The sequence below is a fragment of the Streptomyces sp. NBC_00859 genome (assembly GCF_045161865.1).
Taxonomy (GTDB): domain Bacteria; phylum Actinomycetota; class Actinomycetes; order Streptomycetales; family Streptomycetaceae; genus Streptomyces.
In genome coordinates this window covers 2,546,166-2,571,035 of record NZ_CP108826.1, presented here as the reverse complement: position 1 = coordinate 2,571,035, position 24,870 = coordinate 2,546,166, and the positions used below count along the sequence as shown (strand labels likewise).

Here is a 24,870-nt window from a genome sequence, read left to right as displayed (position 1 = left end):
GCACCGGACAAAGGCACCGATGGGGCCTGCCGCGGCCGCGATCCCACCACGATCCCCAGCGACCGAACCCCAGCGGAGGACCAACACCCGTGGCCGCCTTCCTGGCCAAGCGACTCGGCTACTACGCCGTCCTGTTGCTTGTCGCCATCTGTCTGTCGTATCTGCTGGCCTCACTCGCGCTGGATCCGCGCGCGTACTACGAGGGGCGCCAGCCGCCCCTCTCACCCAGCTCCGTCGACCACCACCTCACCGCGCTCGGCGTCAACGACCACCAGCCGCTGCTCACCCGCTTCACCCACTGGGCCGGACACGCCCTGCGCGGTGACTTCGGGCAGACCATCGACGGGACCTCGGTGGGCGCGGAGTTCGGCCGCAGGATCGGGGTCAGCCTGCGGCTTCTGCTGCTCGGCAGCATCCTCGGCACGGTCGTCGGCGTCCTCGCCGGGGCCTGGACCGCCGTACGCCAGTACCGGCTCTCCGACCGCACGGTGACCCTGATCTCCTTCGTACTGCTCTCCACGCCGGTGTTCCTGCTCGCGGTGCTGCTGAAGATCGGCGCGATCTGGTTCAACCAGAAGACCGGCACCGACTTCATCAAGTTCACGGGTGAGAAGAGTCCAGGAGTGGACTCCGGCTTCTTCACCGTGCTGAAGGACCGGTCGGTGCACCTGCTGCTGCCGACCGTGTCCATCGCGCTCGGCACCATCGCCAGCTACAGCCGCTACCAGCGCTCCACCATGCTCGACGTCCTCGGCTCCGACTACCTGCGCACCGCACAGGCCAAGGGCCTCACCCGGCGCACGGCGCTCGTCAAACACGGGCTGCGGACCGCGCTGATCCCGATGTCGACGTACTTCAGTTACGGGTTCCTCGCGCTGTTCACCGGCGCCACCTTCACCGAGACGATCTTCGGCTGGCACGGGATGGGCGAGTGGTTCGTCTCCTCCATCGGCAAGAACGACGTCAACTCGGTCGTCGCCGTCAACACCTTCGCCGCCGTGCTGGTGCTGCTCTCCGGCTTCCTCGCGGACGTCCTGCACGCCGCGCTCGACCCGCGCATCCGGAACGCCTGAGGAGTACGGACACCATGACCGCTGTCATAGAGACCGCCGCCGCCGACGCGGCCGGCCAGGGTGCGGAGCCGATACGCCCCGCGGGGCGTGCCTCAGTGGTGCTGCGCCGTTTCGTACGCAACCGCGGAGCGCTCGCCGGAGCCGTCCTCCTGCTGCTGCTCTTCCTGCTGGCCTTCGCGGGCCCGCTCATCAGCCGCTGGGACTACAGCCACATCGACTACACCGCCCTGCGGGAAGCCCCGAGCGCCCGGCACTGGTGGGGCACCAACCGCATCGGCCAGGACGTCTTCGCCCAGACCATCCGCGGACTCCAGAAGTCCCTGCTGATCGGTCTCCTGGTGGCGCTCTTCTCCACCGTCCTGGCCTCACTGGCCGGCGCCTGCGCCGGGTACTTCGGCGGCTGGACCGACCGGATCCTGATGTTCTTCGTCGATCTGCTGCTGGTCTTCCCGTCGTTCCTGATCATCGCGATCATCTCGCCGCGGCTGCAGGACGGCGGCTGGTTCGCCTTCGTCGGGCTGCTCGCGGTCTTCGGCTGGATGATCACCGCGCGGGTGGTCAGATCCATGACACTGTCCCTGAAGGAACGCGAATTCGTCCGCGCGGCCCGGTACATGGGAGTCGGGCCCTTCCGCATCATCTGGCGCCATGTGGTGCCCAACATCGCCTCCTTCCTCATCATCGACGCGACCATCGCGGTCGGCGGCGCGGTGATGAGCGAGACCGCGCTCTCGTACTTCGGCTTCGGTGTCCAGTCGCCCGACGTGTCGCTGGGCACGCTCATCGCCTCCTCGACGGGGGCTGCCGTCACGTACCCCTGGATGTTCTTCTTCGCAGCGGGGCTTCTGATCATTTTCGTACTCGCGGTGAACCTGGTGGGGGACGGGCTGCGCGACGCGCTCGACCCGACGTCGCGCCGGCGCCGCAGCCGCAAGGGGGCAAAACGATGACCTCGGTACTCGAAGTGAGCGGTCTGGAGGTCGACTTCGACGGAGCGCCCGCTGTGCGAGGGGTCAGCTTCGCGCTGCGGCGCGGCGAAGTGCTCGGCCTGGTGGGCGAGTCGGGGTCGGGCAAGTCCGCGACCGCACTCGCAGTCCTCGGCCTGCTGCCGGGAAACGCGGCCGTGCGCGGATCGGTGAAACTCGACGGCACGGAACTCGTCGGCGCGTCGGACCGTGCGCTGTCCGCCGTACGCGGCAGCCGGATCGGCATGGTCTTCCAGGACCCGCTCTCCGCCTTCACCCCCGTCTACCGGATCGGCGATCAGATCGCCGAGGCGGTCCGGGCCCATCAGGACGTTTCGCGCGAGAAGGCCAGGGCCCGCGCCGTGGAACTGCTCGACCTCGTCGGGATACCGGAACCCGCGCTCAGGGCGCAGGCGTACCCGCACGAGTTCTCCGGCGGCATGCGCCAGCGAGCCATGATCGCGATGGCCATGGCGAACGACCCGGACGTCATCCTCGCCGACGAGCCCACCACGGCACTCGACGTCACCATCCAGGCGCAGGTGCTCGACGTGCTGCGCACCGCGCAGCGCGAGACCGGCGCGGCGCTGGTCCTCGTCAGCCACGACCTCGGCGTGATCGCGGGCGCCGCGGACCGGGTGGCGGTGATGTACGCGGGGCGGATCGTGGAGAGCGCCCCCGCCGAGGAACTCTTCGAACGGCCCCGGATGCCGTACACACTGGGCCTGATCGGCGCGGTTCCCCGCCTCGACACGGCGGGTGAGGTGCTCGTGCCGATCCCCGGCTCACCACCCGCGGCGGGGAACACCGGGCCTGGCTGCCCGTTCGCACCGCGGTGCCCGCTGGCCGGTGACCCCTGTCTGACGGAGGAGCCCGCCCTGCGGGCCGTGGACGGGCACGCGGTCGCCTGCGTACGCGCCGACGAGATCGCGCAGAAGCGGCTCGGCCCGCTCGACGTGTTCCCCGTCCCGGAGATCCCGCCGGTGGACACCGCGGCCGCGGACGAGGCCGAACGGACGGGCGGCGACACCGTGCTGGACGTGCGCGGGCTCGTCAAGACGTTCCCCGTTCTGAAGGGAAGCGCCTTCAAGCGGCGGGTCGGCACCGTGCACGCCGTGGACGGGGTCGACCTGCGGATCCGCCGCGGTGAGACGCTCGCGCTGGTCGGCGAGTCCGGTTCCGGCAAGTCCACCACCCTGTTCGAACTGCTCAACCTGGCCCGCCCCGAGGGCGGGGGGATCGAGCTCTTCGGTCAGCCGCTCGGCACACTCGGCGCTGCCGCCCGCCGGGCGCTGCGCGGGCAGGTGCAGATCGTCTTCCAGGACCCGATGGCCAGCCTCGATCCCCGGATGACGGTCGGTGACATCGTCACCGAGCCGCTGCGCGCCCAGGGCATGGACCGCAGGACCGCCGCGGGACACGTCGGTGAACTGCTCGAACAGGTCGGCCTCGAAGCGGCGCACGCCACCCGCTTCCCGCACGAGTTCTCCGGCGGCCAGCGCCAGCGCATCGGGATCGCCCGCGCCCTCTCGGTCGGGCCGAAGCTGCTGGTGCTCGACGAACCGGTCTCGGCGCTCGACGTGTCCGTCCAGGCCGGCGTACTCAACCTGCTGCGACGGCTCAAGTCCGAGCTGGGGCTCGCCTACCTCTTCGTCTCGCACGACCTGTCGGTGGTGCGGCACATCGCGGACCGGGTCAGCGTCGTCTACCTCGGACGCACCGTCGAGGCCGGGACGGTCGACGAGGTCTTCGAGCGGCCCAGGCACCCGTACACGCAGGCGCTGCTCTCCGCAGTGCCGCTGCCCGACCCGGTGCGCGAGCGCGAGCGGCAGCGCACCAGGATCCTGCTGCCCGGCGACCCGCCCAGCCCCACCCAACGCTACGAGGGCTGCCGCTTCCGGGCCCGGTGTCCCGTGTTCGCCCGGCTCGGCGCGGACGAGCGGAGCCGCTGCGAGAGCGAGGTGCCGGTGGACCGGGAACACGCGGCAGACCATGTGGCGGCCTGTCACTTCCCCACGGTGCGCGAGGTGGTGTGATCCGGCCCGGCCTGCGTCCGGGTCAGTGCGCCGACCCCGAGACCTGCAGTCCGATGACGCCCACGATCACGAACGAGATCGAGACGAGCTTGAGCGTGGAGACGATGTCCCCGAGGAAGATCATCCCGTAGATGGCGGTGCCCGCCGCGCCGATGCCGGTCCACACGGCGTAGGCGGGCCCGACATCCAGCTTCCGCAGCGAGAGCGTCAGCAGCCCGAAGCTGCCCAGCGCGAACGAGGCGAAGGCGATCGTCGGCCAGAGCCGGGTGAACCCGTGCGAGAGCTTGAGACACACGGCGAAGCCGGTCTCCAGAAGTCCCGCGACCACGACCAGCAGCCACGCCATTCAGTGCCTCCCCATAGGGCCTGTCGTTCGGATCATGCCGGGCTCGCTCGGCCGCACTGGGAGCGATTATGCATTCAGCCGGGACGGCCGGGCGGCAAACCGGTGGATCAGTCGCCCTCGCGCCGCTCCCGCGTGGCCAGCAGCCGGCGCAGCGAGTCGAGCCGCGCCGGGTCGGCGTGTCCGTCGGCCACCCAGGCGTCCAGGGCGCACTCCGGCTCGTCGTGGCTGCAGCCGCGCGGGCACTCCTCGGTCCCCGGCACCAGATCGGGGAACGCGAGGATGACACGTGAGGGGTCCACATGGTGCAGCCCGAAGGAGCGCACGCCCGGGGTGTCGACGACCCAGCCGCGATCGTCCGGAAGCGGGAGCGCCAGGGCCGAGGTCGTGGTGTGCCGGCCCCGGCCGGTGACCGCGTTGACATGGCCGGTGCTGCGTCGCCGGTCCTGCGGAACCAGCGCGTTCACCAGAGTCGTCTTGCCGACGCCCGAGTGTCCGACGAACGCGGTGACCTTGTCGTTCAGGAAGTCCCTGACCCGGTCCGCGGCCTCCCCCTTCGCCAGCTCCTCGCGGCTGGTGACGACGTACGGGATGTCGAGTGCCCCGTACGAGGCGAGCAGTTCGTCCGGCGATGCCAGATCGGACTTGGTGAGGACGAGCAGCGGGGAGAGCCCGCCGTCGTACGCGGCCACCAGACAGCGGTCGATCATGCGCGGGCGCGGTTCGGGGTCGGCGAGGGCGGTGACGATCGCCAGCTGGTCGGCGTTGGCGACGACCACCCGCTCGAACGGGTCGTCGTCGTCGGCCGTGCGGCGCAGCACCGACTTCCGCGGCTGGATGCGCACGATGCGCGCCAGGGTGTCCTTGGCGCCGGAGAGATCCCCGACGATCATGACCTGGTCGCCCACGACGGCGGCCTTGCGGCCCAGCTCGCGGGCCTTCATCGCGGTCACCGCGCGGCCGTCGACCAGGCACGTGAGCCGGCCCCTGTCGACCGTGAGGACCATGCCCTCGGCGGCTTCCTCGTGCTTGGGGCGGATGTTCGTACGGGGGCGGTTGCCCTTGGGGTTGGGGCGGACGCGGATGTCGTCCTCGTCGGGGTTCTTGCCGTATCGGCGCATCGCGTCAGGCCTTGAGCATTTCGGTCCACATCTCAGTGAAGTCGGGGAGTGTTTTGGCGGTGGTGGCCACATTCTCGATCCGGACGCCTTCGACGGCGAGCCCGATGACCGAGCCGGCCGTGGCCATGCGGTGGTCGTCGTACGTGTGGAAGACGCCGCCGTGCAGCGGGCGGGGGCGGATCCGGAGTCCGTCGGCGGTCTCGCTGACATCGCCCCCGAGCCCGTTGATCTCCGCGGTCAGCGCGGCCAGCCGGTCCGTCTCGTGCAGGCGCAGGTGCGCGACACCGCGCAGCGTGGACGGCGAATCGGCCAGGGCGGCGACGGCCGCGATGCCCGGGGTGAGCTCGCCGACCTCGCTCAGATCCACGTCGATGCCGTGGATCCGGCCGGTCCCGGTGAACTCCAGACCGTGCTCGGTCAGGGCGCAGCCGCCACCCATCCCGGTGAAGATCTCCCGCAGTGCGTCCCCCGGCTGGGTGGTCCGCGCGGGCCAGTCGGGAATGGTGACCCGGCCGCCGGTGACCAGGGCGGCCGCGAGGAACGGCTGGGCGTTGGAGAGGTCGGGTTCGACGGTCAGGTCCCGGCCGAGCAGGGCGCTGGGGGAGACCCGCCAGACGTTCGGCTCGCCGCCGGTCTCCGGCTCGTCCACCTGCGCGCCGACCGCCCGCAGCATGTCCACGGTCATCCGGATGTGCGGCAGCGACGGCAGCGTGGCACCGGTGTGCCGCAGCTGGACGCCCTGGTTGAAACGCGGCGCGGAGAGCAGCAGCGCCGAGATGAACTGGGACGAGGACGACGCGTCGACCTCGACGCTCCCGCCGTCGAGCGCCCCGCCGCCGTGCACCGTCAGCGGCAGCGCCCCTCGCCCGTCGTCGTCGATGCGGGTGCCCAGCGCGCGCAGCGCCTCGATGACGCCGTGCAGCGGGCGTTCGTACGACCTGGGGTCGCCGTCGAAGCGGACGGGGCCGTCGGCGAGCGCGGCGACCGGGGGCAGGAAGCGCATGACCGTACCGGCGTTGCCGACGTCGATGGTGGCCGGGCCGTGCAGCCCCGCGGGGATCACCCGCCAGGCCTCGCCGGTGCCGCTCGTCGCCCCGACCGCGGCGGAGCTGGACGACACGGTCTCCTCGATACGGACACCCAGGGCCCGCAGGGCGTCGGCCATCAGGAGGGTGTCGCGGGAGCGCAGCGGGCGGCGCAGCCAGCCCGGCTCGGCGGCGAGGGCGGCCAGCACGAGACCGCGGTTGGTGACCGACTTCGATCCGGGCACGGTCACCGTCGCGTCGACGGCTCCGGACGCGTACGGGGCGGGCCAGTGAGCGGTGTGCACGGAACTTTCGGTCATGGCCCTCACTTTACTGATGGCAGGGGGGCCGGGGCGCCGCCCGTCTCACGGGCCCCGTCTCACGGGACCCGCTCCCACCTGCCCGGCTCACAGGCCGAGGAGCCAGCGGCCGCCGCCGATGAGCGCACAGAGCGAGACGACGTGGAAGAGCAGCAGCCAGACCGTCGGCGGGACATGCGTGAGCCGGCCGAGCTGATCGGCGTCCGAATCGCCCGCGTGGCCGCGCACCCGCTTGCGCTGCAGCTCGAAGGCCGGGCGCACCCCGCCGATCAGCAGGAACCAGACAGCCGTGTACGCGAACGCCGCCTGGACCTCGGAGCTGGTCAGCCAGGAGATCAGGACGAAGGCGGCGCCCGTGACGATCACGGTGAGCGCCCCGTACGCGTTGCGGATCATCACGAGCATCGCGAGGAGCAGGACGCAGGCGGCCCAGAGGAAGAGCGTGATGTGGTCGGCCGCGAGCAGCCAGGCCCCGCCGAGACCGAGCAGCGGCGGGGCGGTGTAGCCGGCGCCCGCCGTGAGGACCATGCCGATGCCGGACGGCTTGCCGCGGCTGACGGTGAGGCCGCTGGTGTCGGAGTGCAGCCTGATGCCGTCCAGCCTGCGTCCGGTGAGCAGGGCGATCAGCCCGTGGCCGCCCTCGTGGGCGATGGTGACGGCGTTGCGGGTGAGCCGCCATATGCGGTGCGGGAGGACCGCCAGCAGCGCGACGGCACCGGTGACGATCACCAGCCACTGGTCGGGGTCGGACTGGGTGCCGAAGACGCGGTCCATGGGGGCGAGGGCTCCTCGGAGGTCGGGGGAGTTGACGGTCGTGGCAGTCTGGCAAACATGTGCGGACGGTTTGCGGCGAGTCGTGGACCCGAGGATCTCGCAGGGGTCTTCGGGGCGGAGAAGTGGGACCCAGCGGAGACGGTGGTCCCCGACTGGAACGTGGCGCCGACGAAGTCGGTCCAGGTCGTACTGGAGCGTCCCCTGAAGGACGCCGCATCGCGCCGTCCGGTTCGTCAGCTGCGGAATCTGAGGTGGGGGCTCGTACCGTCGTGGGCGAAATCACCCGAGGGCGCGGCCCGGATGATCAACGCTCGGGCCGAGACCGTGCAGGAGAAGCCGTCGTTCCGCCGCGCCTTCACAGCGCGCCGCTGCATCGTCCCCGCCGACGGCTACTACGAGTGGATGACCGAGCCGGACGAGCGGCAGCTGGAGGTCGAGGGCAAGAAGAAGCGGGCACGCAAGCAGCCCTGGTTCGTGACACCGGCGGACGGTTCCGTGATGGCCTTCGCCGGGCTGTACGAGTTCTGGCGGGACCCCTCGCTGCCCGGTGACCACCCGCAGGCCTGGTGGGCGACCTGCACGATCGTCACGACCGAGGCGGAGACCACCCCGCTCGCCGGACAGGCGGCCGGTGACGGCGGCCCGGAGTCGCTGGCCGCCATCCATCCCCGGATGCCGCTGATGCTGACTCCGGACCGCTGGGACGCCTGGCTGGATCCGGCGGACACGGACCCGGCGCGCCTTGTCCCGCTGCTGGAGCCGCCGCCCGCCGGACTCGTACGGGCGTACCCGGTGTCGACTGCGGTCAGCAATGTCCGCAACAACGGCCCGGAGCTGCTGACCGCACTGGAGGGCCCCGAGGAGGGCACACTCTTCTGATGTGACTCAGAGCATGATCGTGGAGAGTGTCGACACCCCCGCAGGTGAAGCCCGCATCACCTGGCACCCCGCCGCCCGCCCGCATCTCGTGGTCGCCCTGGGCCACGGCGCGGGCGGCGGAATCGAGGCGCGCGACCTGCAGGCGCTGGCCGCCGCGCTGCCACCGCTGGGCGTGGGCGTCGCGCTGGTGGAGCAGCCCTGGCGGGTGGCGGGCCGGAAGGTCGCGCCCGCCCCGAAGACCCTGGACACCGGGTGGCGCGCGGTCTGGCCCGCGCTGTGCAGACCCGGACTGCCGGTGGTCGCGGGCGGTCGCAGCGCCGGGGCGCGGGTGGCCTGCCGGACAGCCGGTGAGCTGGGCGCCCGCGGCGTGCTGGCGCTGAGCTTCCCGCTGCATCCGCCGGGGAAGCCGGAGAAGTCCCGGAAGAAGGAGCTGACCGGGACCGGGACCGGCACCCTGGTCGTCCAGGGCGGCAGGGATCCGTTCGGCAGACCGGCCGAGTTCCCGGACGCCGCCGAGTTCACCGCAGGGGGCTTCGAACTGGTGGAGGTGGCGGACGCCGACCACGGCTTCGCCGTACCGAAGCGGGCGGCGACCGGCCAGGAGCAGGCGCTGAAGGTCATCACGGACGCCGTGGCCGGGTGGGCCGTGCGGCTGCGGGAATGCTGAGTCCCGGAGTGCTGTTGTGGGGAACATCGGTGCTGGAGACCAGTACCCAGAAGCTTGTTCGTGGAGAGGGAGTCCGTCGCATGGGTTCGACCATCTGCCCGCGTCGCCCGCACGCCGCTGACCTGGAGTGGACCGTGCTCTCGGCAACACCGAGCGGTCCTTCCCGGGCGGCGGGCGGACCGGATCGTCGTCTATCCTCCGATTCGAGTGGGTCCGCATTCGGGTCCACCACGGCGTTGGAGGAGGTGGGTCCGGTCACTGGGACCGACACAGGGACCGAAGACGGCCATGCGGAAGAGACGGCCGCGGAGCGCAACGCGCGCTTCGAGCGGGATGCCCTCGGCTACCTCGACCAGATGTACTCGGCCGCGCTGCGCATGACGCGCAATCCGGCCGATGCCGAGGACCTGGTGCAGGAGACCTACGCGAAGGCGTACGGCTCGTTCCACCAGTTCCGCGAGGGGACCAACCTCAAGGCGTGGATGTACCGCATCCTCACGAACACGTTCATCAACTCGTACCGCAAGAAGCAGCGTGAGCCCCAGCGCAGTGCCGCCGAGGAGATCGAGGACTGGCAGCTCGCACGCGCCGAGTCGCACATGTCCACCGGTCTGCGTTCCGCCGAGTCGCAGGCGCTGGACCACCTGCCCGACTCGGACGTGAAGTCCGCGCTCCAGGCGATCCCGGAGGAGTTCCGCATCGCGGTGTATCTCGCCGATGTAGAGGGCTTTGCCTACAAGGAGATCGCAGACATCATGGGGACACCCATCGGGACGGTCATGTCCCGGCTGCACCGGGGCCGCCGTCAGCTGCGCGGCATGCTCGAGGACTACGCACGCGACCGCGGGCTGGTCCCCGCGGGCGCCGGAGAGTCGAACGAAGCGAAAGGTTCGGACTCATGAGCTGCGGAGAGCCGCACGAAACGGACTGCTCAGAGGTCCTGGACCATCTCTACGAGTTCCTCGACCACGAGATGCCGGACAACGACTGCACCAAGTTCGAGGTGCACTTCGAGGAGTGCTCCCCGTGCCTGGAGAAGTACGGCCTCGAACAGGCCGTCAAGAAGCTGGTGAAGCGCTGCTGCGGCAGTGACGACGTACCGGCGGACCTCCGGTCCAAGGTCATGGGGCGCATCGACCTGATCCGCTCCGGCCAGACAGTGCCCGACCAGGACATCACGGTCACCGACCGGTCGGCGGCCGCCAAGGAGTGACCCCGTGCCGGACGGCGCGGCCGTCCGCCATACCCTCACCACACACCCGAGACCGCGGCGCCCACGCCGCGGTCTCGTCGTGTTCCGCGGACCGTGCCCGGTTTGCGCCCCGGACTGTCACCCGATGGGCTGCCGATCCGCCGATGCGGCCCCGGAGCAGCCCGCCCGCGCTTATTCTCCCCAACCTGGACGGCCACCGGCGCCGTACGGATCCCGGAGGAGGAGGCCGCCATGCGGGCACTGCCGCCGACGGTCCGGGCCTGCCTCCTCCGCGCGGTCCTGGGCTGTGCGGTCCTGGGCGCCGCCGGCTGCGTGCTGCCCGCGGTCACGGACCCCGCCACGCCCTGGGCGGAGGCCGCCCTGCTCGCCGCGGTGTACGCCGGGTGCGAGCTGCTCGCCCGCAGACCGCAGGGGAGCGGACCGTTCTTCGCCGTACTCCTGGCCGCCGCCCTGCTCCTGCCGCCCGCCGCCGCATCGCTCGCCGCCGTGCCAGGAGCGCTGCTCGGCAGCGCCGAGCACTCTCCGTACGGGGCCCGGCGCGTCTGGCACGCGGTGCAGTCGGCAATCGCCGTACGGGCCGCCGCCGAGGTCCCGGCGCTCCTCGGCGGGCTCCACCGGCCCCCCGACTTCCCGTACGCACTGCTGCCGGCCCTCGCCGCAGCCCTGGCCTTCTGCCTGGTCCTGGCGGTGCTGGACGGCATCGTGCGGGCCGCCGCCGAGCGCCGGCCCGCACGCACCGCACGTGACGCGCTGCTGCGCTCCATCGCCCCGCACACCGCTCACGGGCTCGCCGGACTCATGATGGCCGTCCTGTGGCGCAGCCCCTTCGGGCCGCCCGCGGCCCTCTCCGTGCTCCTGCCCATGTACATCTCCGGCTGGGTCTTCGCTCAGTACCACCGGGAGCGGGCCGCCCACCAGGCGACCATCAGGGCCCTGGTCCAGGCCGTCGACATCAAGGACCAGTACACCCGCGGCCACAGCGAACGCGTCGGCCGGGCATCGGCGATGATCGCCGGGGAGCTGGGCATGGACGGTGACCGGCTGGAGGCGCTGCGCTTCGCCGGGATCCTGCACGACGTGGGAAAGCTCGGGGTGCCCACCAGACTCCTCAGGAAGGACGGGCCGCTCACGCCCGACGAGCGGCGCGTCATCGAGCTGCACCCCGAGTACGGGCACGAGATGGTCCGCGGCATCGGCTTCCTCGGCGAGGCCAGGGCCGCCATCCTCCACCACCACGAGCGGCTCGACGGCTCCGGTTACCCGTACGGACTCTCCGGGCAGCAGATTCCCGAGTTCGCCCGGGTCGTCGCCATCGCGGACGCCTTCGACGCCATGACGTCCACCCGCTCCTACCGCAGGGCCAGACCCGTCGACGCGGCTCTGCGGGAGCTGGTGCGCTGCGCGGGATCGCAGTTCGACCCGCTGATGGTCCAGGCGTTCGTCAGGGCACTCGCCCGGCACGGCTGGCGCCCGGCCGTCACCGCGGACGAACCGGACGCCCGCCCACCGGGCGCGGTCCCGCCCGCACGCGCCGCGGCGCCCGGCCCGCCCGCCGACCAGGAGCACCCCGCGTGAGCGCCCGTACGCCCGTGAGCCCCGTCCATGTGGCCGCCGCCCTGGTCGCCGTGGCCGCGCTCGGCTGGACCCTGTGGCACGGCGTCGACGACGCGGACACCGCCCTCGCCTTCGGGCTGCTGGTGGCGGCGGGCGAACTCACCCGCCGCACCGGCCCCGGCAGCGAGCGGGAACCCGCCCCGCTCGGCGCGGCCGGAGCCCTCGCCTACGCGCTGCTCGCCCAGGTCGGCGGCCGCCCCACCGTCCACGGCGTCCCCCAGGTCGTGGCCGTCGCTGTCGCGGGAGCGCTCGCGGGTGCCGCGCCGCATGTCGCGCGCGGACGCGGCCCCACCGCGGACCACATGGCCCGCCGGGTGCTCACGGTCACCTTCGCCGCCGCCTGCTTCCAGCCCCTGTGCGGCTCGGGCCGGGCGGCGTCCTGGGCGGTCCACGGGCCGTCGTACACCGTCGTGCTGCTGCTCCTGCTCGGCCTGACCGCCCTCTGCGACGCCGTCCTGGCAGCGGCGATGACCCACTCACGCACCCGCCGGCAGTCCCCGGGCTCCCGGTCGCGCACGAGCAGGGGAGTCCCCATCGGCCCGCTGCTCGGCGACGAACTGCGCGCGCTCGCCGGCATCGGCTCGGCAGTCTGCGCGACCGGAGCCGTGATGGCGCTGGGCGTCGCCGTCGCCGGCCTGTGGGCGCTGCCCGTCTTCTGCGTACCGCTGCTGCTCACCCAGCTCTCGCTGCGCCGTCATGCCCTGGTACGCGCGACCTACCGCCAGACCATCACCTCACTGGCCAGGGCCACCGAGATCGCCGGGTACACGCCGCAGGGCCACGCCCTCAGGGTCGCCGCGCTCAGCCGGGCCGTCGGCCGGGAGCTGGGGCTGTCCGAACCGGTGCTGACCGTCCTGGAGTACGCCGCTCTGATGCACGACATCGGCCAGCTCTCGCTCGTCGACCCGGTCCCCGGCGGCGCCACGGCGCCCCTGGCCCCCGGAGAACAGCGCAGAATCGCACTCCTGGGCGGCGCCGTGGTCCGCCAGACCGGCGTCGACGCGAAAGTCGCGGTGATCGTGGAGCGCCAGGCGGATCCGTACCGCGAGCAGCCGCTCACCGCCCGGATTGTCCGGGCCGTCAATGCGTACGAGGATCTGGCGGGGGAAAACGAAGAGGTGAGGGGTGCGGGCGGGCCGCTGGGCGCACTGGAGCGGCTGCGCCTGGGGACCGGCCACGACTACCAGCCCGAAGTCGTGGAATCCCTGGCCCGTGTGCTCTCCCGGGGCAGCGTCACCTGACGGTGGCCCGGCGCGGAATCCGGGCCCCGGAGCGGGTAACCAGTGGGTAATGAGCGCCGCTCCGACTGGGCATGGTTGGATGCCAGGAGAGGGTGTCCTGGGGAACCGGAGCCCGGGAAGCAGAGACTTTTTCAGCGACCGGCAGGCGGGAATCGTGAGGATCTTCGGGAAGGTACGGCATCGGCCCTCCGCATCCTGGCGGCAGGCCACGGACCGCGCGTTCACGCTGATCGGCGACGGTCGGTACGACGACGCGGGAGCGCTGCTGACCCGCGCGGCCGATCTCGAACCGTGGCTGTCCGAGTCCTGGTTCAATCTGGCCCTGCTGCACAAGTTCCGGCACGACTGGGACCGGGCACGGACCGCCGGGCTGCGCGCCGTGGCCCTCCTTGACCGCGGGGCCGGCGCCCCCGACTGGTGGAACGTGGGGATCGCGGCCACCGCGCTGCAGGACTGGCCGCTGGCCCGCCGGGCCTGGCAGGCGTACGGGCTGCGGGTGCCCGGTGAGCCCGTGGCCAGCGGCGAGCCCGCCGGGATGAATCTCGGCTCCGCCGCCGTGCGGCTCTCCCCCGAGGGGGAGGCCGAGGTCGTCTGGGGCCGCCGTCTCGACCCGGCCCGGATCGAGGTGCTCTCCATCCCGCTGCCGTCCTCCGGCAGGCGCTGGGGCGAGGTCGTGCTGCACGACGGTGTCCCGCACGGCGAGCGCGTCACCGCCGCCGGCCCCTCCTACCCCGTCTTCGACGAGATCGAGCTGTGGGCGCCCTCGCCCGTGCCGACCTGGGTGGTCCTGCTCGAAGCGGCGACCGAGGCCGACCGCGACGCCCTTGAGCAGCTGGCGGCCGACGCAGGATTCGCCGCCGAGGACTGGTCGTCATCCGTGCGGCTGCTCTGCCGTGCCTGCTCCGAGTCGCAGATGGAGAGCGACGAGGGAGAGGGCGAGCAGCCCCCCGACCCGCACGACCACAGTGAGCCCGGCCACCCCGGCCCGCTCGGCCACCGCACGGCGGGCGGGCTCTGGGTCGCCGAGCGCGAATGCGGCATAGCGGCCCCGGCGGGACTGGTGCGCGGACTGCTCGACGGCTGGGTCTCCGACAGCCCGGACAGCCGCGCGTGGCGGGACCTCGAAGAGGTCTGCTGAGCCGCGCCCCGTAGCCGGGCGGCCCGATAGGCTGTACGGGATAGATCCGGGTTTTTGAGGAAGGCGTACGGCGGACATGTCGCAGCAGCAGACGGACCAGCAGGTCAATGACGGTTTCGTCGTGGACACCGAGGACTGCGAGGAGCGCGAGGAGGCCCACCGGGCCCGCGGCACCGCCCGTCCCATCACCGTCGTGGGCAATCCCGTGCTCCACCGGGAGTGCAAGAACGTCACGTCGTTCGACGCCGAGCTCGGCCGGCTGATCGACGACATGTTCGCCAGCCAGAAGGCCGCCGAGGGCGTGGGCCTGGCCGCGAACCAGATCGGTGTCGACCTCAAGGTCTTCGTCTACGACTGCCTCGACGACGACGGCAACCGCCACGTCGGAGCCGTCTGCAACCCGGTGCTCACGGAGACCCCGGCGGAGCGCCGCCACCTCGACGAGTCCAACGAGGGCTGCCTCTCCGTGCCGACCGCCTACGCCGAGCTGGCCCGCCCGGACTACGCGGAGGTCACGGGACAGGACGCCGAGGGCAACCCGGTCAAGGTGCGCGGCACCGGCTACTTCGCCCGCTGCCTCCAGCACGAGACGGACCACCTGTACGGCTCGCTGTACATCGACCGTCTGTCGAAGCGCGACCGCAAGGACGCGCTCCGGCAGATGGAAGAGGGCACGCCGCGCTACGAGACCGTCGCGAACGTCTGACCCCGCAGCGCCTGGACCGCGGCGCCGTCCGACGCCCGTTCGCCGATGGCGAGCTGGGAGATGGCGTTGCGGACCAGCAGGCCGCCGGCCGTGCGCTCCAGCTGCCAGCGCTGGGTGCGTGAGTCCGCCGAGCACGTGTTCACCGAGATCTCCGAGCCCACGTCGAGCGGTGCCCCGGTGTGCAGCTCGCCCCGGTTGTCCTCCAGACACTGGCCGGTGGCGGCCGACTCCAGGGTGTAGTACCCGTCGGCGGTGGCCTTGAGCGTCCAGGCCGCTGAGGCGTCCTTGCCGAACACCACGTCCGAACCGGCAGCCGGGGCAAGGGCCTTGTGGTCCCCGGCCGTCAGCCGGTAGGTGCCGTCGGCGACCGGCGTACGGTCGGTGTCCGACCAGCCCGGAGCGTGCCCGATCTTCTTCGCCAGTGCCTCGAAACCGGCGTATGCCGGGCTCGGCTTCGGCCCGCCCCAGGTGGCCTGCGCGATGAAGCGCAGCGGCATGAACGTCTTGGCCTCGACCTCGTTCTCGGTCTCGGCCGCCGCACTGTCCGGCCAGAGGGAGATCTTCGCGCCGGTCAGGTTCGCGGGCTTCGACGCAAGGGTCTGGCCCTCGAACTCCAGGGGGGTCCAGCCGCTGTCGTACAGCCGCTGGGTCTGCGTCGTGTAGCCGCCGCGTACGAGATAGAGCGAGTACGCGGAGTTCATCACGGGACGCCCCTCGGCGATGAGCCGGGACGGCGTCTCCATGGTGCCACCGCTGGTCCAGTGCTCCACGGTGACGTCACGGTCCAGCGGTACGACCGAGTTCTTTCCGGTCAGCCCGTCGTTCCAGATGCGCAGCGGGTGCCCACCCGCCTTCACATGGGTGTTGACCCGGTTGATGAAGTCGGTGAAGAGATCGTCCGGGGTCGCACTCGCGCCGAACCGCTGCACCGCCTCGGTCTGCAGCTGCGGGTAGTCGGGGTACGCGGAGCCGATCATGTACTCGTCCGCGCCCATGTGCCACTGCCTGGCGCCCCACGCCTTCAGCGCCTCGTCGACCAGTGAGGTGTAGTACGTCAGCGCCGCCGGCTTGGATATGTCCAGCCGGGTAGGGGACGGCACTCCGTTCTTGTCCTTGAGCTGGAGCTCCGGGTGGTTCTTGAGGTACGGGTCCATGTGGCCGGGGGAGTTGATCTCGGGGACCAGCTCGATGTGGTACTTCGCGGCCAGCGCGGCCAGCCGCCGGACCTCGGCCTTGGTGTAGTAGCCCCAGAAAGCGGTCTTCGGGTCGACGTCGCTCCTGACCTTGGCCTCGATCCACAGCTGGTTGAGCTTCTGCGACGCCATGTCCTTCATCAGCCGCTCGAACCACGGGAGGGATACGTGGATGTAGCAGGCGCAGACGCCGACACCCCGTTCGCGGTACGCGGGGATGTCGGTGGCGGACCCACGGGCCGCCCGGCTGTCGTCGTTCAGCAGCTGGAGCACAGTCCGGGTGCCGTGGAAGACACCGGTGGAGGTCGCGGCTGTGACGGTCACCCGCTCGCCCACCGAGATCCGGTACCCCTCGTTCCCCAGCCGGGCTTTGAGGGAGGGCTGTTCGGCCAGTACGACATCGCCGTTCCTGGCCCCGCCGCGGGTGAGCCGGTGGTGGCCCGTCAGCTCGCCGCTGAAGCGTGCGGCGTCGCTGTCCGTGCGGCGGTCCGTCCCCTGCAGGACGATGCGCGCGCTGCCGGTCAGCGTGAACCGGCCTGCTTCACCGTGCCACTCGCTCAGTGCGGGCAGCACCTCCGGCGGCGCGCCGCCGGACGTTTCCCCGGCTGCCGCACTCTGTGCGGGCAGCACCGCGGCGCACAGCGCGGCTACCGCCGCCATGGCCGCGGCCGCGGTATGCCGACTTGCCATCCACATGATCGTCCACGTCCTTCCGTAGGGCTGGTGCCCCGACCTTTACGGTGCCGCAATGGCATGTCCATGGACAGGAGTCCATCGTGGTTGGACAAACCTGACGTGTGACATCGGAGGGCTGTCGTCGCATTGGCAGTGCGGCCGGTGCGCCCTCGCTCAGGACGCGTCCGGGAGGGCGGCGGCCGGGCCCCGGAACGTACGGCGGTAGGCGTTCGGGGTGGTGCCGAGCGTACGGAGGAAGTGGTGCCGCAGCCCCGCACCCGTACCGAAACCGACCCGGCCGGCGATCGCATCCACCGTTTCGTCGGACGCCTCCAGCAACTCCTGTGCCCTCAAAACCCGTTGGCGCAGCAGCCAGCGGTACGGCGTTGTTCCCGTCTCCTGCTGGAAACGGCGGGCGAAGGTGCGCGGTGACATCAGGGCGCGGGCCGCGAGCTGTTCCACGGTCTGCTCCTCGTCGAGGTGCTGCTCCATCCAGCCGAGCACATCCGCGACGCTGTCCCCGCGAGCCGGGCTCACCGGGCGTTCGACGAACTGCGCCTGACCGCCGTCCCGGTGCGGTGGAACCACCATGCGCCGGGCGATCCTGTTGGCGACGTGCGGGCCGTGCTCCTTGCGGATGATGTGCAGGCAGGCGTCGATGCCGGCGGCCGTGCCCGCCGATGTGATGACGGAGCCCTCGTCCACGTACAGCACGTCGGGCTCCACCACGGCCCGCGGGAAGGCGCGGGCCAGCTCGTCCGCGTGGCGCCAGTGCGCGGCGCAGCGGCGGCCGTCGAGCAGCCCCGCCGCGCCGAGCACGAAGACGCCGGAGCAGACGCTGAGTACCCGGGCGCCTCTCTCCACCGCCCGGCGCAGTGCGTCGAGGAGCGCCGGCGGATAGTCGCGGTCCCCCCGGGACTCGGCGGCCGGCACGGCGATCAGGTCGGCCTCCTCCAGCCGCTCCAGGCCATGCTCGGTGCACAGCGTGAACCCGGCGTGCGTCCGCAGGGCGGGCCCTTCGGCGGAGGCCACCGCGAAGTCGTACACCGGGAGGCCCTCATCGCTGCGGTCGAGTCCGAACACCTCGCAGACCACGCCGAGTTCGAAGGGGTTCACTCCGTCCAGCAGGACAGCGACGACGTTTTTCAACATGCGTCGAGTGTGGCAGTAATTCCCTGTTGTGTGTCAGTCCTGCCACTGATTTTTCCGGGCTCCCGGCGCCAGGGTTGAGTCCATGAGCACCTTCCTGAACTATCTGACCGTGGCCGCCGTCTTCCTTCTCCTCGCCCTGCCGTCGCTGATCTGGCACGCCCGCGAGCGCCGCATCGACCGTCAACTCGCCCAGCGCCCGCCGGGACCCGGGCCCGCCGCCGGGCGGGAGCCGCGCATCCGGGTGCTCCGTTCTCCTTCCGTGCGGAGCGAGGGCGCGCGAAGCGTCTGACATGAGCACGAGGCGTATTCGGGCGCGGTGGAGGAAGGTCTCCGCCGCGCCCAATGCCGTTGCCACCAGGGCCATATCAAACTGTGGAACACACGCCCGGGTGGCGCGGAACACGTCCGCATCGACACGGCCGACAGGATCCGCTCATCATTCAACACGCGCCCAATGACTGACTTGCAGTCGCTGACTGGGTGGCAGTAACATTCAGGCGTGGTACAGCGCAGCGACGCTTCTCCTGCTCATCGGTGATGTGATGCCGGGGGGAGACGGAGAGAAGCATCATCACGGGGGAGTGCGGAAGTGTGCGAACCAGCGATACCGGCTTTGTTTCCCTTTCAGGCGACGAATCGTCAGTGCCTGGATCGTGTGAACGCTCTCGACAGCAGAGATGTCACGCGATGCCGCCGCACCGCTCCGCCTGCCGCGTACCACTCCAGATCGCGGACGACAGCCGCGCCCTCTCTTCGGCGTGGCCCAGTGGCGTTCTCCGGTGGGCCCTTCATGCCCCGTATTCCCTTGGCTCTACGGCCCGACCGTGACACATCCCGCGTGACCCCCGGCTGTCGGCAACTCTGACCGCTGGGGCCCTCACGGCCCTGTACGTCTGTGTCGCCCCCGCCGGCACATGTCGTGTACTCACCCATGGGTTCATTCCGGCCCATGGTTCATTCCGCTGTGTGCGACGTCGACTTCGGCCGGGTGCGGATTGCTTCATGGTGCCATGATGACCGGCGCCGTAATTCTCGCCGTCCGTTTGCCGATGTCCGCTCGGCGGTCCCAGAACGACACGGGAGTTTTGTCATGCCAATTTTCAATTCCCCCGAGCAGGCCATCAAGGTCTTCAGCGGGCTGTTCGAAATCCTCATCAAGGACGACGGGTTCGCGCGCCGTATGCGTGACTCCCAGATCTCCCTGCATCTCATCCAGACCAGGCCGGAGTTCGAGCTGTCGGTCACTCCCGACGACGTCACCCTGGGCGCCCCGGAACGCGCTGCGGCGATCCGTATCAAGATGAGCAGCGACACCGCTCACAGCCTCTGGCTCGGCAAGCTGCTGATGCCGGTCGCGCTGGCGACGGGCAAGGTGCGCATCAAGGGCAATGTGGCCAAGGTCCTCGAATTCGTTCCGCTTCTCCAGCCTGCGTTCGACCAGTACCCGGAGATCGCCGAGTCCGAAGGACTGCCCACCTGACGGCGGAGATCCCGGACAGTCCGTCCTGCCGTGCATCCCGGGCCGGGTCCGGCAGGCTGCACGCAAAAAATCACGATAAAGGCATGGAGAACAGTGAGCATCACGACAGAGAACACTTCATCCGGTGATTTCCTCACCGAGCCCTCCCACATCCAGGAGCTGAGGCAGCGGGTCCGGGACTTCGTCGACAAGGAGGTAAGGCCCCGGGTCGCGGACAACGACCGGGCCGCCTTCGACGACTTCGACTGGGAACTGGTGCAGCGCGGACATGAGGCCGGACTGCTGCGCCTGGTTGTTCCCAAGGAGTACGGCGGCCTGGGGATGGGCGTCCTCGGCGTGGCCGTGGCCCTGGAGGAGATAGCCAAGGCGTGCGCCGGAACGGCCCTGATCTTCGGCGCCACACTTCTGGGCCAGGCGCCGGTCCTGCTCTCGGCCGACACCCGTCTGCAGTCCCGGTTCCTTCCGCGGTTCTCGGGCGACACCCCCGTGCTGGCGTGCAACGCGATCACCGAGGACGCGGCGGGCTGTGACCTGCTCATCCCGGAGAACGCCGAGCACGCCACCGATGTCGTCAGCGCGCGCCGGCAGGGCGACCACTACGTCCTGAACGGCCGCAAGCGCTTCATCACCAACGCCAAGGTCGCCGACTTCGGGTGTGTGTACGCGAACCTGGAAGGGCATCCGGGCGCCACCGGCCTCACCGCCTTCATCGTTCCGCTGGACACCCCCGGAATCACGCGTGGCCCGGTCGCCGACAAAATGGGTTACCGGGCGTGCCTCGGAAGCGAATTGCTCCTCGAAGATGTGCAGGTACCGGTGGAGAACATCGTCGGTGGCGAAGGCAACGGCATGCTCATCAACATCCAGCAGATGAACATGGCGCGAGCAACGGTCGCCGCCATCTCCACGGGCATCGCACAAGGCGCTTTCGATCTCGCCAAGCAGTGGTGCGAAGACCGTGTGCAGGGTGGTGTTCCGCTGTACATGCACCAGTTCACTGCGCGCAAGCTCGCCGAGATGTCATCGAAGACCGACGCGGCGCGGCTGATGTATCTCAAGGCCGCCCAGACGACCGACACGGCCATGCCTGCCCCCGCTTATGAGCCGGCCACCGCGAAACTCTTCGCGGACCGTGTCGCGATCGAGGTCGCTCAGGAAGCCATGTCGCTCATGGGCGCCCGCGGATATCTGCGCGAGCACGGCATGGAGAAGTTCGTCCGTGAATCCTTCGGCGCCCGCATCTACGAAGGGACCCCCGAGGTCCTCGCACTCGCCATCACGGAAGCCCTTTACTCCGAGGACGACTTCTGATCCCCACCGCTTCAACAAGAGGAGCCCCAATGGACGGGATCGCAATGCCCGCCGTCGGCGCGGCAGTTCCATGGCATGTTCCCAGCGGTATTCCCTACCTGGAGGCACCCGGACCCCGACCCACTCCGCTCAAGGCCGTTCACAGTCCGGCACCGCCGGCTGAGCCCGCGATCGTCCGAATACGCCGTCGCTACATCCGCGACATCCTCGCCATGCAGGAACGGCTCAGCTTCCGAGGTCTCTCGAAGGAGCTGGAACAGAGCGGTAATTACCTGTACCGCGCGGACCGCGGTCAGGGTGTGACCGTGACGGCAGCACTCACCGAGCAGATTCCGCGCCGCTATCTCATGGGTCTCGGAGTGTTCCGGCTCTCCCAGTACCTGCAGGCCGGGTATGCGAGCCCGGACATCGTCTTCAACGAGTCCTTATTCTGTGAACCGATACACGGGTTCGGCGATGCCGACATCCATGTGATCGCCACCGACACCGGGACCGGCCGGATCCTCGGTTATGTCTCGCTGGCGCACAGCGGCGACCCCGAGCCGCAGCCGGTGTCCGCCGAGGAGCGCGTCCTCTTCCCCTGCGAGCAGGCCCACGGGATGCGGCTCCTGTCGCTGCTGCCCGCGTCGCGCGGCCTGTCGACCCACGCGATACGGGAAGTGAAGCGCTTCGTCCACGACCACGCGATGACCGACCGGACCCAGCGGCTCCGCGTCACGCTGGAGCTCCTGTCCGGAATCACCGGAGCGCTGTGCCACCCCGACTCACGTACGCGGATGCTCGTCGGCGATGTGGAACGGCACGTGGCGCTGCGGCACCTGGTGCTGCTCGGGCTGGAAGTGCATCTGGTGGAAGGCACCACACCCGACCTCGGGCCGACCGACCTGATGCACCCGATGTACGTCACCCGCGACAAGGTGCTTCCCTTCATCGCGGTGCTTCCCCCACGCGAGGAAGCGGTACGGCGCGCCGCGCTGGTCGAGCAGGCCGCCACGGCGGCGGCGCCGTTCCGTGCGGTACGGGATCTGATGGCCAGTCTCGCGGGGACCGTGAACAGCATCGAGGTGGCGGCCTGATGACGACGCACGCAACGCAGCCGGACTTCTACGCGGACCTGACCCGGCGCAACCGCGGTTTCGTGTCGGACCGTGCGCAGTCCGAGCTGAGCCGCGCCCGGCTGCTGATAGCCGGCTGCGGCTCGACCGGCGGAGCCGCTGTGGAACCCCTGGTCCGCCTCGGCGCGCAGAACTTCGTGCTCGCGGACAACGGCAGCTTCGAACTCAACAACCTCAACCGGCAGCACGCCGTGGTCACCGACATCGGCAGCAACAAGGCGGATGTCGCCGCCGCGCGTGTGACAGCCATCAACCCGTATGCCCAGGTGGAGGTGGTTCCGGAGGGCATCACCGAGGACAACGTGGCACGCCTGGTCTCGGGCTGCTCCCTCGTCATCGACGGTGTCGATGTCACCGAGCGCTCCGGGTGGCGGGCGAAGTACCTGCTGCACGCCGCCGCGGTCCGGGAACGCCTGCCGGTACTGACCGGTTACGACATGGCCGGCACGCAGTACATCCGCTTCTACGACTACCGCAGAGCCGGGTCCCGCCCGTTCGACGGGAAGATCACCGCGGCCATGACCGAGCAGGCGATGGTGTGGTCCCTGCTCTTCAAGGTGATACCGGTGCGCCACATCCCCCTGGAGATGCTGCTCAACGCCCGCGAGCATCTGGCGGACACGGAGTACAGCGTTCCGCAACTCGTGTACGCCTCACTGCTGTTCGGCGCTCTCAGCGCACGGATGACCGCGGAGATCCTGGCCGGGGAGCAGGTACGCCGCAATGTCGCGGTGGATGTGCACCGGGCCACCCGCCGCCGCGCGGGCCGCTGGGCCGCGGCCACACAGCGGCCCCTCGTCCTGCTCGGCGGGCTGAGAGAGCTGGCCGCCCGCAAGCGCGCGTACTCACCGCTGTCCTCCCCGCCGGTACCTGAGAAGGGAAACACCCGTGGCCATTGAGACGACCGCCGACCCGCTGGCCGGCCAGACGAAGAAGGCCCGGCAGCTGCTGGTGTCATCGAGCCGGCACTCCTACGACCCGCGGCTCGACATCGACTGGGACGCCCCACTGGTGGAGGGCAAGTGGTTCCTGCCGGAGAAGCGCTGCACCCTCTACTCCACCCCCATCTGGGACACGCTCACCCTTGAACAGAAGATCGTGTCCAGCCGCGAGGAGATGGCCTCGTCCATCGGCCTCGGCGTCTGGACGGAACACATGCTGCTCCACATGGTCTCGCGGTACATCTACGACCGGAACGTGGCAACCCCGCAGGTCCAGTTCGCGCTGACCGAGGTGGCGGACGAGGTCCGGCACATGATCATGTTCGCCAACGTGGTCGAGAAGATGGGCAGCGAGGTCTATCTCACCCCGTGGCGCATCCGGGAGAGCGGCCGCCTGCTGAAGTCCGTGGTCCCCGTTGCCGCGCTCTGGGCGCTCATCCTCCTCACCGAGGAGATCTTCGACCAGATCCAGCGCGAGGTCGCGGCGGACGAGACCGTCCAGCCGCTGGTGCGCACCATGTCCCGGATCCATGTCGTCGAGGAGGCCCGGCACATCAGCTTCGCCCGGACCGAACTCGAACGCTTCGTACCGCAGTTGTCCAAGGCCCGGCTGTCGGCACTGCGGACACTCCTGGCCCTCTCCATCCAGACGTTCAGCCAGGAGTTCTTCAATCCCCTGATGTACTCCCGTGCGGGGCTTCCCGCGAGTGCCCGCAAGGAGGCGGTGGCCAATCCGTACGTACGGGAGACCTTCAGCTCGGCGGCCGAGCGGATCACGACGTACTACCGGTCGCTCGGTCTGATCGGCGGCTCCAGCGCCAGGATCTGGCGGAAGGCCGGATTCCTGAAGGCGGACAGCCGTGACTGACGAGGACGACATCGGCTACGAGGGCCCCGCCGTCGTGATCGTGAACGACACCGAACTGGCGGTGACCGTGCGGCTCGCCGGGTATTTCCAGCCCATCGACGGCCGCTACCACTGGTACGGCAGGGTGACCGGCAATCCGGCCGTCGGCGCCACGGTCGGGAGCCGCAAGACCGCCTGCGTGCTGGCCACATCGGCGGGTGCGGTCGAGGCGGAGATCTCCGAACCCGATCTGTGGGACCGCTACCGCATCCGCGGGGTGGGCGCACCGCCGTTCCACGTCATCAGCACTGTCGAAGAAGTCAGCTGAACCCTTGCAGCGCGCGGTCCAGGCACTCCGGTCGCAGCGGCGACCGGAGTGGCCTGGACCGCCCTCACGACTCCGCGGGCTTCCGCAGCCCCGAGAGCAGATGGACGACGACCTCGCCTGCGTCGCGCGCCGCCTTCTTGGGGCTGCGGGCGAAAGCCACCGACGTCGCTGCCTCGCAGAGCATGCCGAAGATCACGGTCGCCGCGGTGTCCAGGTCGACGGGCTGCAGCTCACCGCGGTTGTCCAGGACCTCCAGCAGGAAACGCATCTGGGGCAGGGCCAGCTCTTCGTCGATCTGGCGGCAGCGTTCGACACCGAGGACCCCGGCGGACTGCCGCAGCAGGGACCTCTTGTCCGCGTCGATCTCGAAGCTGTGCAGAAAGGCCCGCGCCGAGGACTCCGCGAGCGCCCATGGAGAGTCCTGGTCGGTCGACGCGGCCTCCGCGACGTGCGTCATGACCGCCTGCTGACTGGCGCGGAACACCTCGTCGAAGATCGTCCGCTTGTCGGGGAAGTGGTAGTAGACGGCGCCCTTGCTGACCCGCGCGGCGGCCGCGATGTCGTCGACCGAGGTGGGGCCGAAACCTTTCGCCACGAACAGCTGTGATGACGCTTCCAGCAACGCCGCTCTGGTCAGAGCCGCGTACTCCTCGCGTCGTGACTTGACTGGCATAGTACCTCCAAGGATACTCACCGACTGTGAGTATGTAAGT

Annotated in this window: 25 protein-coding genes; 18 read left to right on the top strand and 7 right to left on the bottom strand. The window is 70.2% G+C overall.

All coding sequences use genetic code 11. The features are described 5' to 3' along the window. Positions 1-89: 89 nt before the first annotated feature. Genes OG584_RS10780 through OG584_RS10770 form a run of 3 tightly spaced genes read left to right on the top strand, consistent with a single transcriptional unit; the run spans position 90 to position 4,074 of the window. A complete protein-coding gene (locus OG584_RS10780) occupies positions 90-1,073 on the top strand; it encodes an ABC transporter permease (RefSeq protein WP_405777372.1) in 984 nt (327 codons plus the stop codon). Positions 1,074-1,087: 14 nt separating this feature from the next. Next, entirely contained in the window at positions 1,088-2,023 is a 936-nt protein-coding gene (locus tag OG584_RS10775) for an ABC transporter permease (RefSeq protein WP_405777370.1), read from the top strand. Next, entirely contained in the window at positions 2,020-4,074 is a 2,055-nt protein-coding gene (locus OG584_RS10770; RefSeq protein WP_405777368.1) for a dipeptide ABC transporter ATP-binding protein, read from the top strand. The genes OG584_RS10775 and OG584_RS10770 overlap by 4 nt, the downstream gene beginning before the upstream one ends. Positions 4,075-4,096: 22 nt before the next feature. Here OG584_RS10770 and OG584_RS10765 read toward each other — a convergent pair whose 3' ends face one another. The 4 genes from OG584_RS10765 to OG584_RS10750 form a co-directional block, all read right to left on the bottom strand. Continuing rightward, positions 4,097-4,420 (bottom strand): DMT family transporter, encoded by a 324-nt coding sequence (locus tag OG584_RS10765; protein WP_405777367.1) that lies wholly within the window; start codon positions 4,418-4,420, stop codon positions 4,097-4,099. 107 nt (positions 4,421-4,527) lie between these two features. Further along, on the bottom strand, positions 4,528-5,538 hold the full coding sequence (rsgA, locus tag OG584_RS10760; RefSeq protein ID WP_405777365.1) for a ribosome small subunit-dependent GTPase A: 1,011 nt from the start codon (positions 5,536-5,538) through the stop codon (positions 4,528-4,530). Between the two features lie 4 nt (positions 5,539-5,542). Next, on the bottom strand, positions 5,543-6,883 hold the full coding sequence (gene aroA / locus OG584_RS10755) for a 3-phosphoshikimate 1-carboxyvinyltransferase (RefSeq protein ID WP_405777363.1): 1,341 nt from the start codon (positions 6,881-6,883) through the stop codon (positions 5,543-5,545). Positions 6,884-6,970: 87 nt separating this feature from the next. Beyond that, positions 6,971-7,657 carry a M50 family metallopeptidase gene (locus OG584_RS10750; protein ID WP_405777361.1) on the bottom strand — a complete coding sequence of 229 codons (687 nt, stop codon included), beginning with the start codon at positions 7,655-7,657 and terminating at the stop codon, positions 6,971-6,973. A gap of 57 nt (positions 7,658-7,714) precedes the next feature. Here OG584_RS10750 and OG584_RS10745 point away from each other — a divergent pair, with 57 nt between their 5' ends. The 8 genes from OG584_RS10745 to def all read left to right on the top strand — a co-directional run bounded on the left by OG584_RS10745 (position 7,715) and on the right by def (position 15,115). Continuing rightward, positions 7,715-8,536, top strand: a complete 822-nt coding sequence (locus OG584_RS10745; protein ID WP_405777359.1) for an SOS response-associated peptidase — start codon at positions 7,715-7,717, stop codon at positions 8,534-8,536. Positions 8,537-8,549: 13 nt separating this feature from the next. Continuing rightward, the gene (locus OG584_RS10740) at positions 8,550-9,203 is read left to right on the top strand and encodes an alpha/beta family hydrolase (RefSeq protein WP_405783993.1); all 654 of its coding nucleotides are present in this window, start codon (positions 8,550-8,552) and stop codon (positions 9,201-9,203) included. 245 nt (positions 9,204-9,448) lie between these two features. Further along, positions 9,449-10,105, top strand: a complete 657-nt coding sequence (locus tag OG584_RS10735; protein WP_328536786.1) for a sigma-70 family RNA polymerase sigma factor — start codon at positions 9,449-9,451, stop codon at positions 10,103-10,105. After that, positions 10,102-10,416, top strand: a complete 315-nt coding sequence (gene rsrA / locus OG584_RS10730; RefSeq protein ID WP_405777357.1) for a mycothiol system anti-sigma-R factor — start codon at positions 10,102-10,104, stop codon at positions 10,414-10,416. Before OG584_RS10735 ends, rsrA begins: the two co-directional genes overlap by 4 nt. 231 nt (positions 10,417-10,647) lie before the next feature. Beyond that, positions 10,648-11,991 (top strand): HD-GYP domain-containing protein, encoded by a 1,344-nt coding sequence (locus OG584_RS10725; protein ID WP_405777355.1) that lies wholly within the window; start codon positions 10,648-10,650, stop codon positions 11,989-11,991. Continuing rightward, positions 11,988-13,271, top strand: a complete 1,284-nt coding sequence (locus OG584_RS10720; RefSeq protein WP_405777353.1) for an HD-GYP domain-containing protein — start codon at positions 11,988-11,990, stop codon at positions 13,269-13,271. The genes OG584_RS10725 and OG584_RS10720 overlap by 4 nt, the downstream gene beginning before the upstream one ends. Before the next feature lie 154 nt (positions 13,272-13,425). Next, positions 13,426-14,409 (top strand): tetratricopeptide repeat protein, encoded by a 984-nt coding sequence (locus OG584_RS10715; RefSeq protein ID WP_405777352.1) that lies wholly within the window; start codon positions 13,426-13,428, stop codon positions 14,407-14,409. Between the two features lie 76 nt (positions 14,410-14,485). Next, positions 14,486-15,115, top strand: coding sequence for a peptide deformylase (gene def / locus OG584_RS10710; RefSeq protein ID WP_405777350.1), 630 nt, complete (start codon positions 14,486-14,488; stop codon positions 15,113-15,115). Here def and OG584_RS10705 read toward each other — a convergent pair. Then, a complete protein-coding gene (locus OG584_RS10705) occupies positions 15,091-16,998 on the bottom strand; it encodes a family 20 glycosylhydrolase (RefSeq protein ID WP_405777348.1) in 1,908 nt (635 codons plus the stop codon). The two genes, def and OG584_RS10705, sit on opposite strands and share 25 nt — an antisense overlap. A gap of 159 nt (positions 16,999-17,157) precedes the next feature. Then, the gene (locus OG584_RS10700; RefSeq protein ID WP_405777346.1) at positions 17,158-18,135 is read right to left on the bottom strand and encodes a helix-turn-helix domain-containing protein; all 978 of its coding nucleotides are present in this window, start codon (positions 18,133-18,135) and stop codon (positions 17,158-17,160) included. 82 nt (positions 18,136-18,217) lie between these two features. Between OG584_RS10700 and OG584_RS10695 the strand changes: the two genes are divergently transcribed. The 7 genes from OG584_RS10695 (at position 18,218) to OG584_RS10665 (ending at position 24,157) form a co-directional block, all read left to right on the top strand. Then, positions 18,218-18,424, top strand: a complete 207-nt coding sequence (locus OG584_RS10695; protein WP_405777344.1) for a hypothetical protein — start codon at positions 18,218-18,220, stop codon at positions 18,422-18,424. 801 nt (positions 18,425-19,225) lie between these two features. Further along, positions 19,226-19,615, top strand: a complete 390-nt coding sequence (locus OG584_RS10690) for an SCP2 sterol-binding domain-containing protein (protein WP_405777342.1) — start codon at positions 19,226-19,228, stop codon at positions 19,613-19,615. A 93-nt stretch (positions 19,616-19,708) separates the two neighbouring features. Then, positions 19,709-20,926 (top strand): acyl-CoA dehydrogenase family protein, encoded by a 1,218-nt coding sequence (locus OG584_RS10685; protein WP_405777340.1) that lies wholly within the window; start codon positions 19,709-19,711, stop codon positions 20,924-20,926. A 29-nt stretch (positions 20,927-20,955) separates the two neighbouring features. Then, positions 20,956-22,002: a hypothetical protein gene (locus OG584_RS10680; protein WP_405777338.1), complete on the top strand. Its 1,047-nt coding sequence runs from the start codon at positions 20,956-20,958 to the stop codon at positions 22,000-22,002. Next, the gene (locus tag OG584_RS10675; protein ID WP_405777337.1) at positions 22,002-22,940 is read left to right on the top strand and encodes a HesA/MoeB/ThiF family protein; all 939 of its coding nucleotides are present in this window, start codon (positions 22,002-22,004) and stop codon (positions 22,938-22,940) included. The genes OG584_RS10680 and OG584_RS10675 overlap by 1 nt, the downstream gene beginning before the upstream one ends. Continuing rightward, entirely contained in the window at positions 22,930-23,850 is a 921-nt protein-coding gene (locus OG584_RS10670) for a diiron oxygenase (protein WP_405777335.1), read from the top strand. The genes OG584_RS10675 and OG584_RS10670 overlap by 11 nt, the downstream gene beginning before the upstream one ends. Beyond that, positions 23,843-24,157, top strand: coding sequence for a DUF4873 domain-containing protein (locus OG584_RS10665; protein ID WP_405777333.1), 315 nt, complete (start codon positions 23,843-23,845; stop codon positions 24,155-24,157). Before OG584_RS10670 ends, OG584_RS10665 begins: the two co-directional genes overlap by 8 nt. Before the next feature lie 64 nt (positions 24,158-24,221). Here the strand turns inward: OG584_RS10665 and OG584_RS10660 are convergent, their stop codons facing one another. Further along, positions 24,222-24,830: a TetR/AcrR family transcriptional regulator gene (locus OG584_RS10660; RefSeq protein ID WP_405777331.1), complete on the bottom strand. Its 609-nt coding sequence runs from the start codon at positions 24,828-24,830 to the stop codon at positions 24,222-24,224. Positions 24,831-24,870 lie beyond the last annotated feature (40 nt).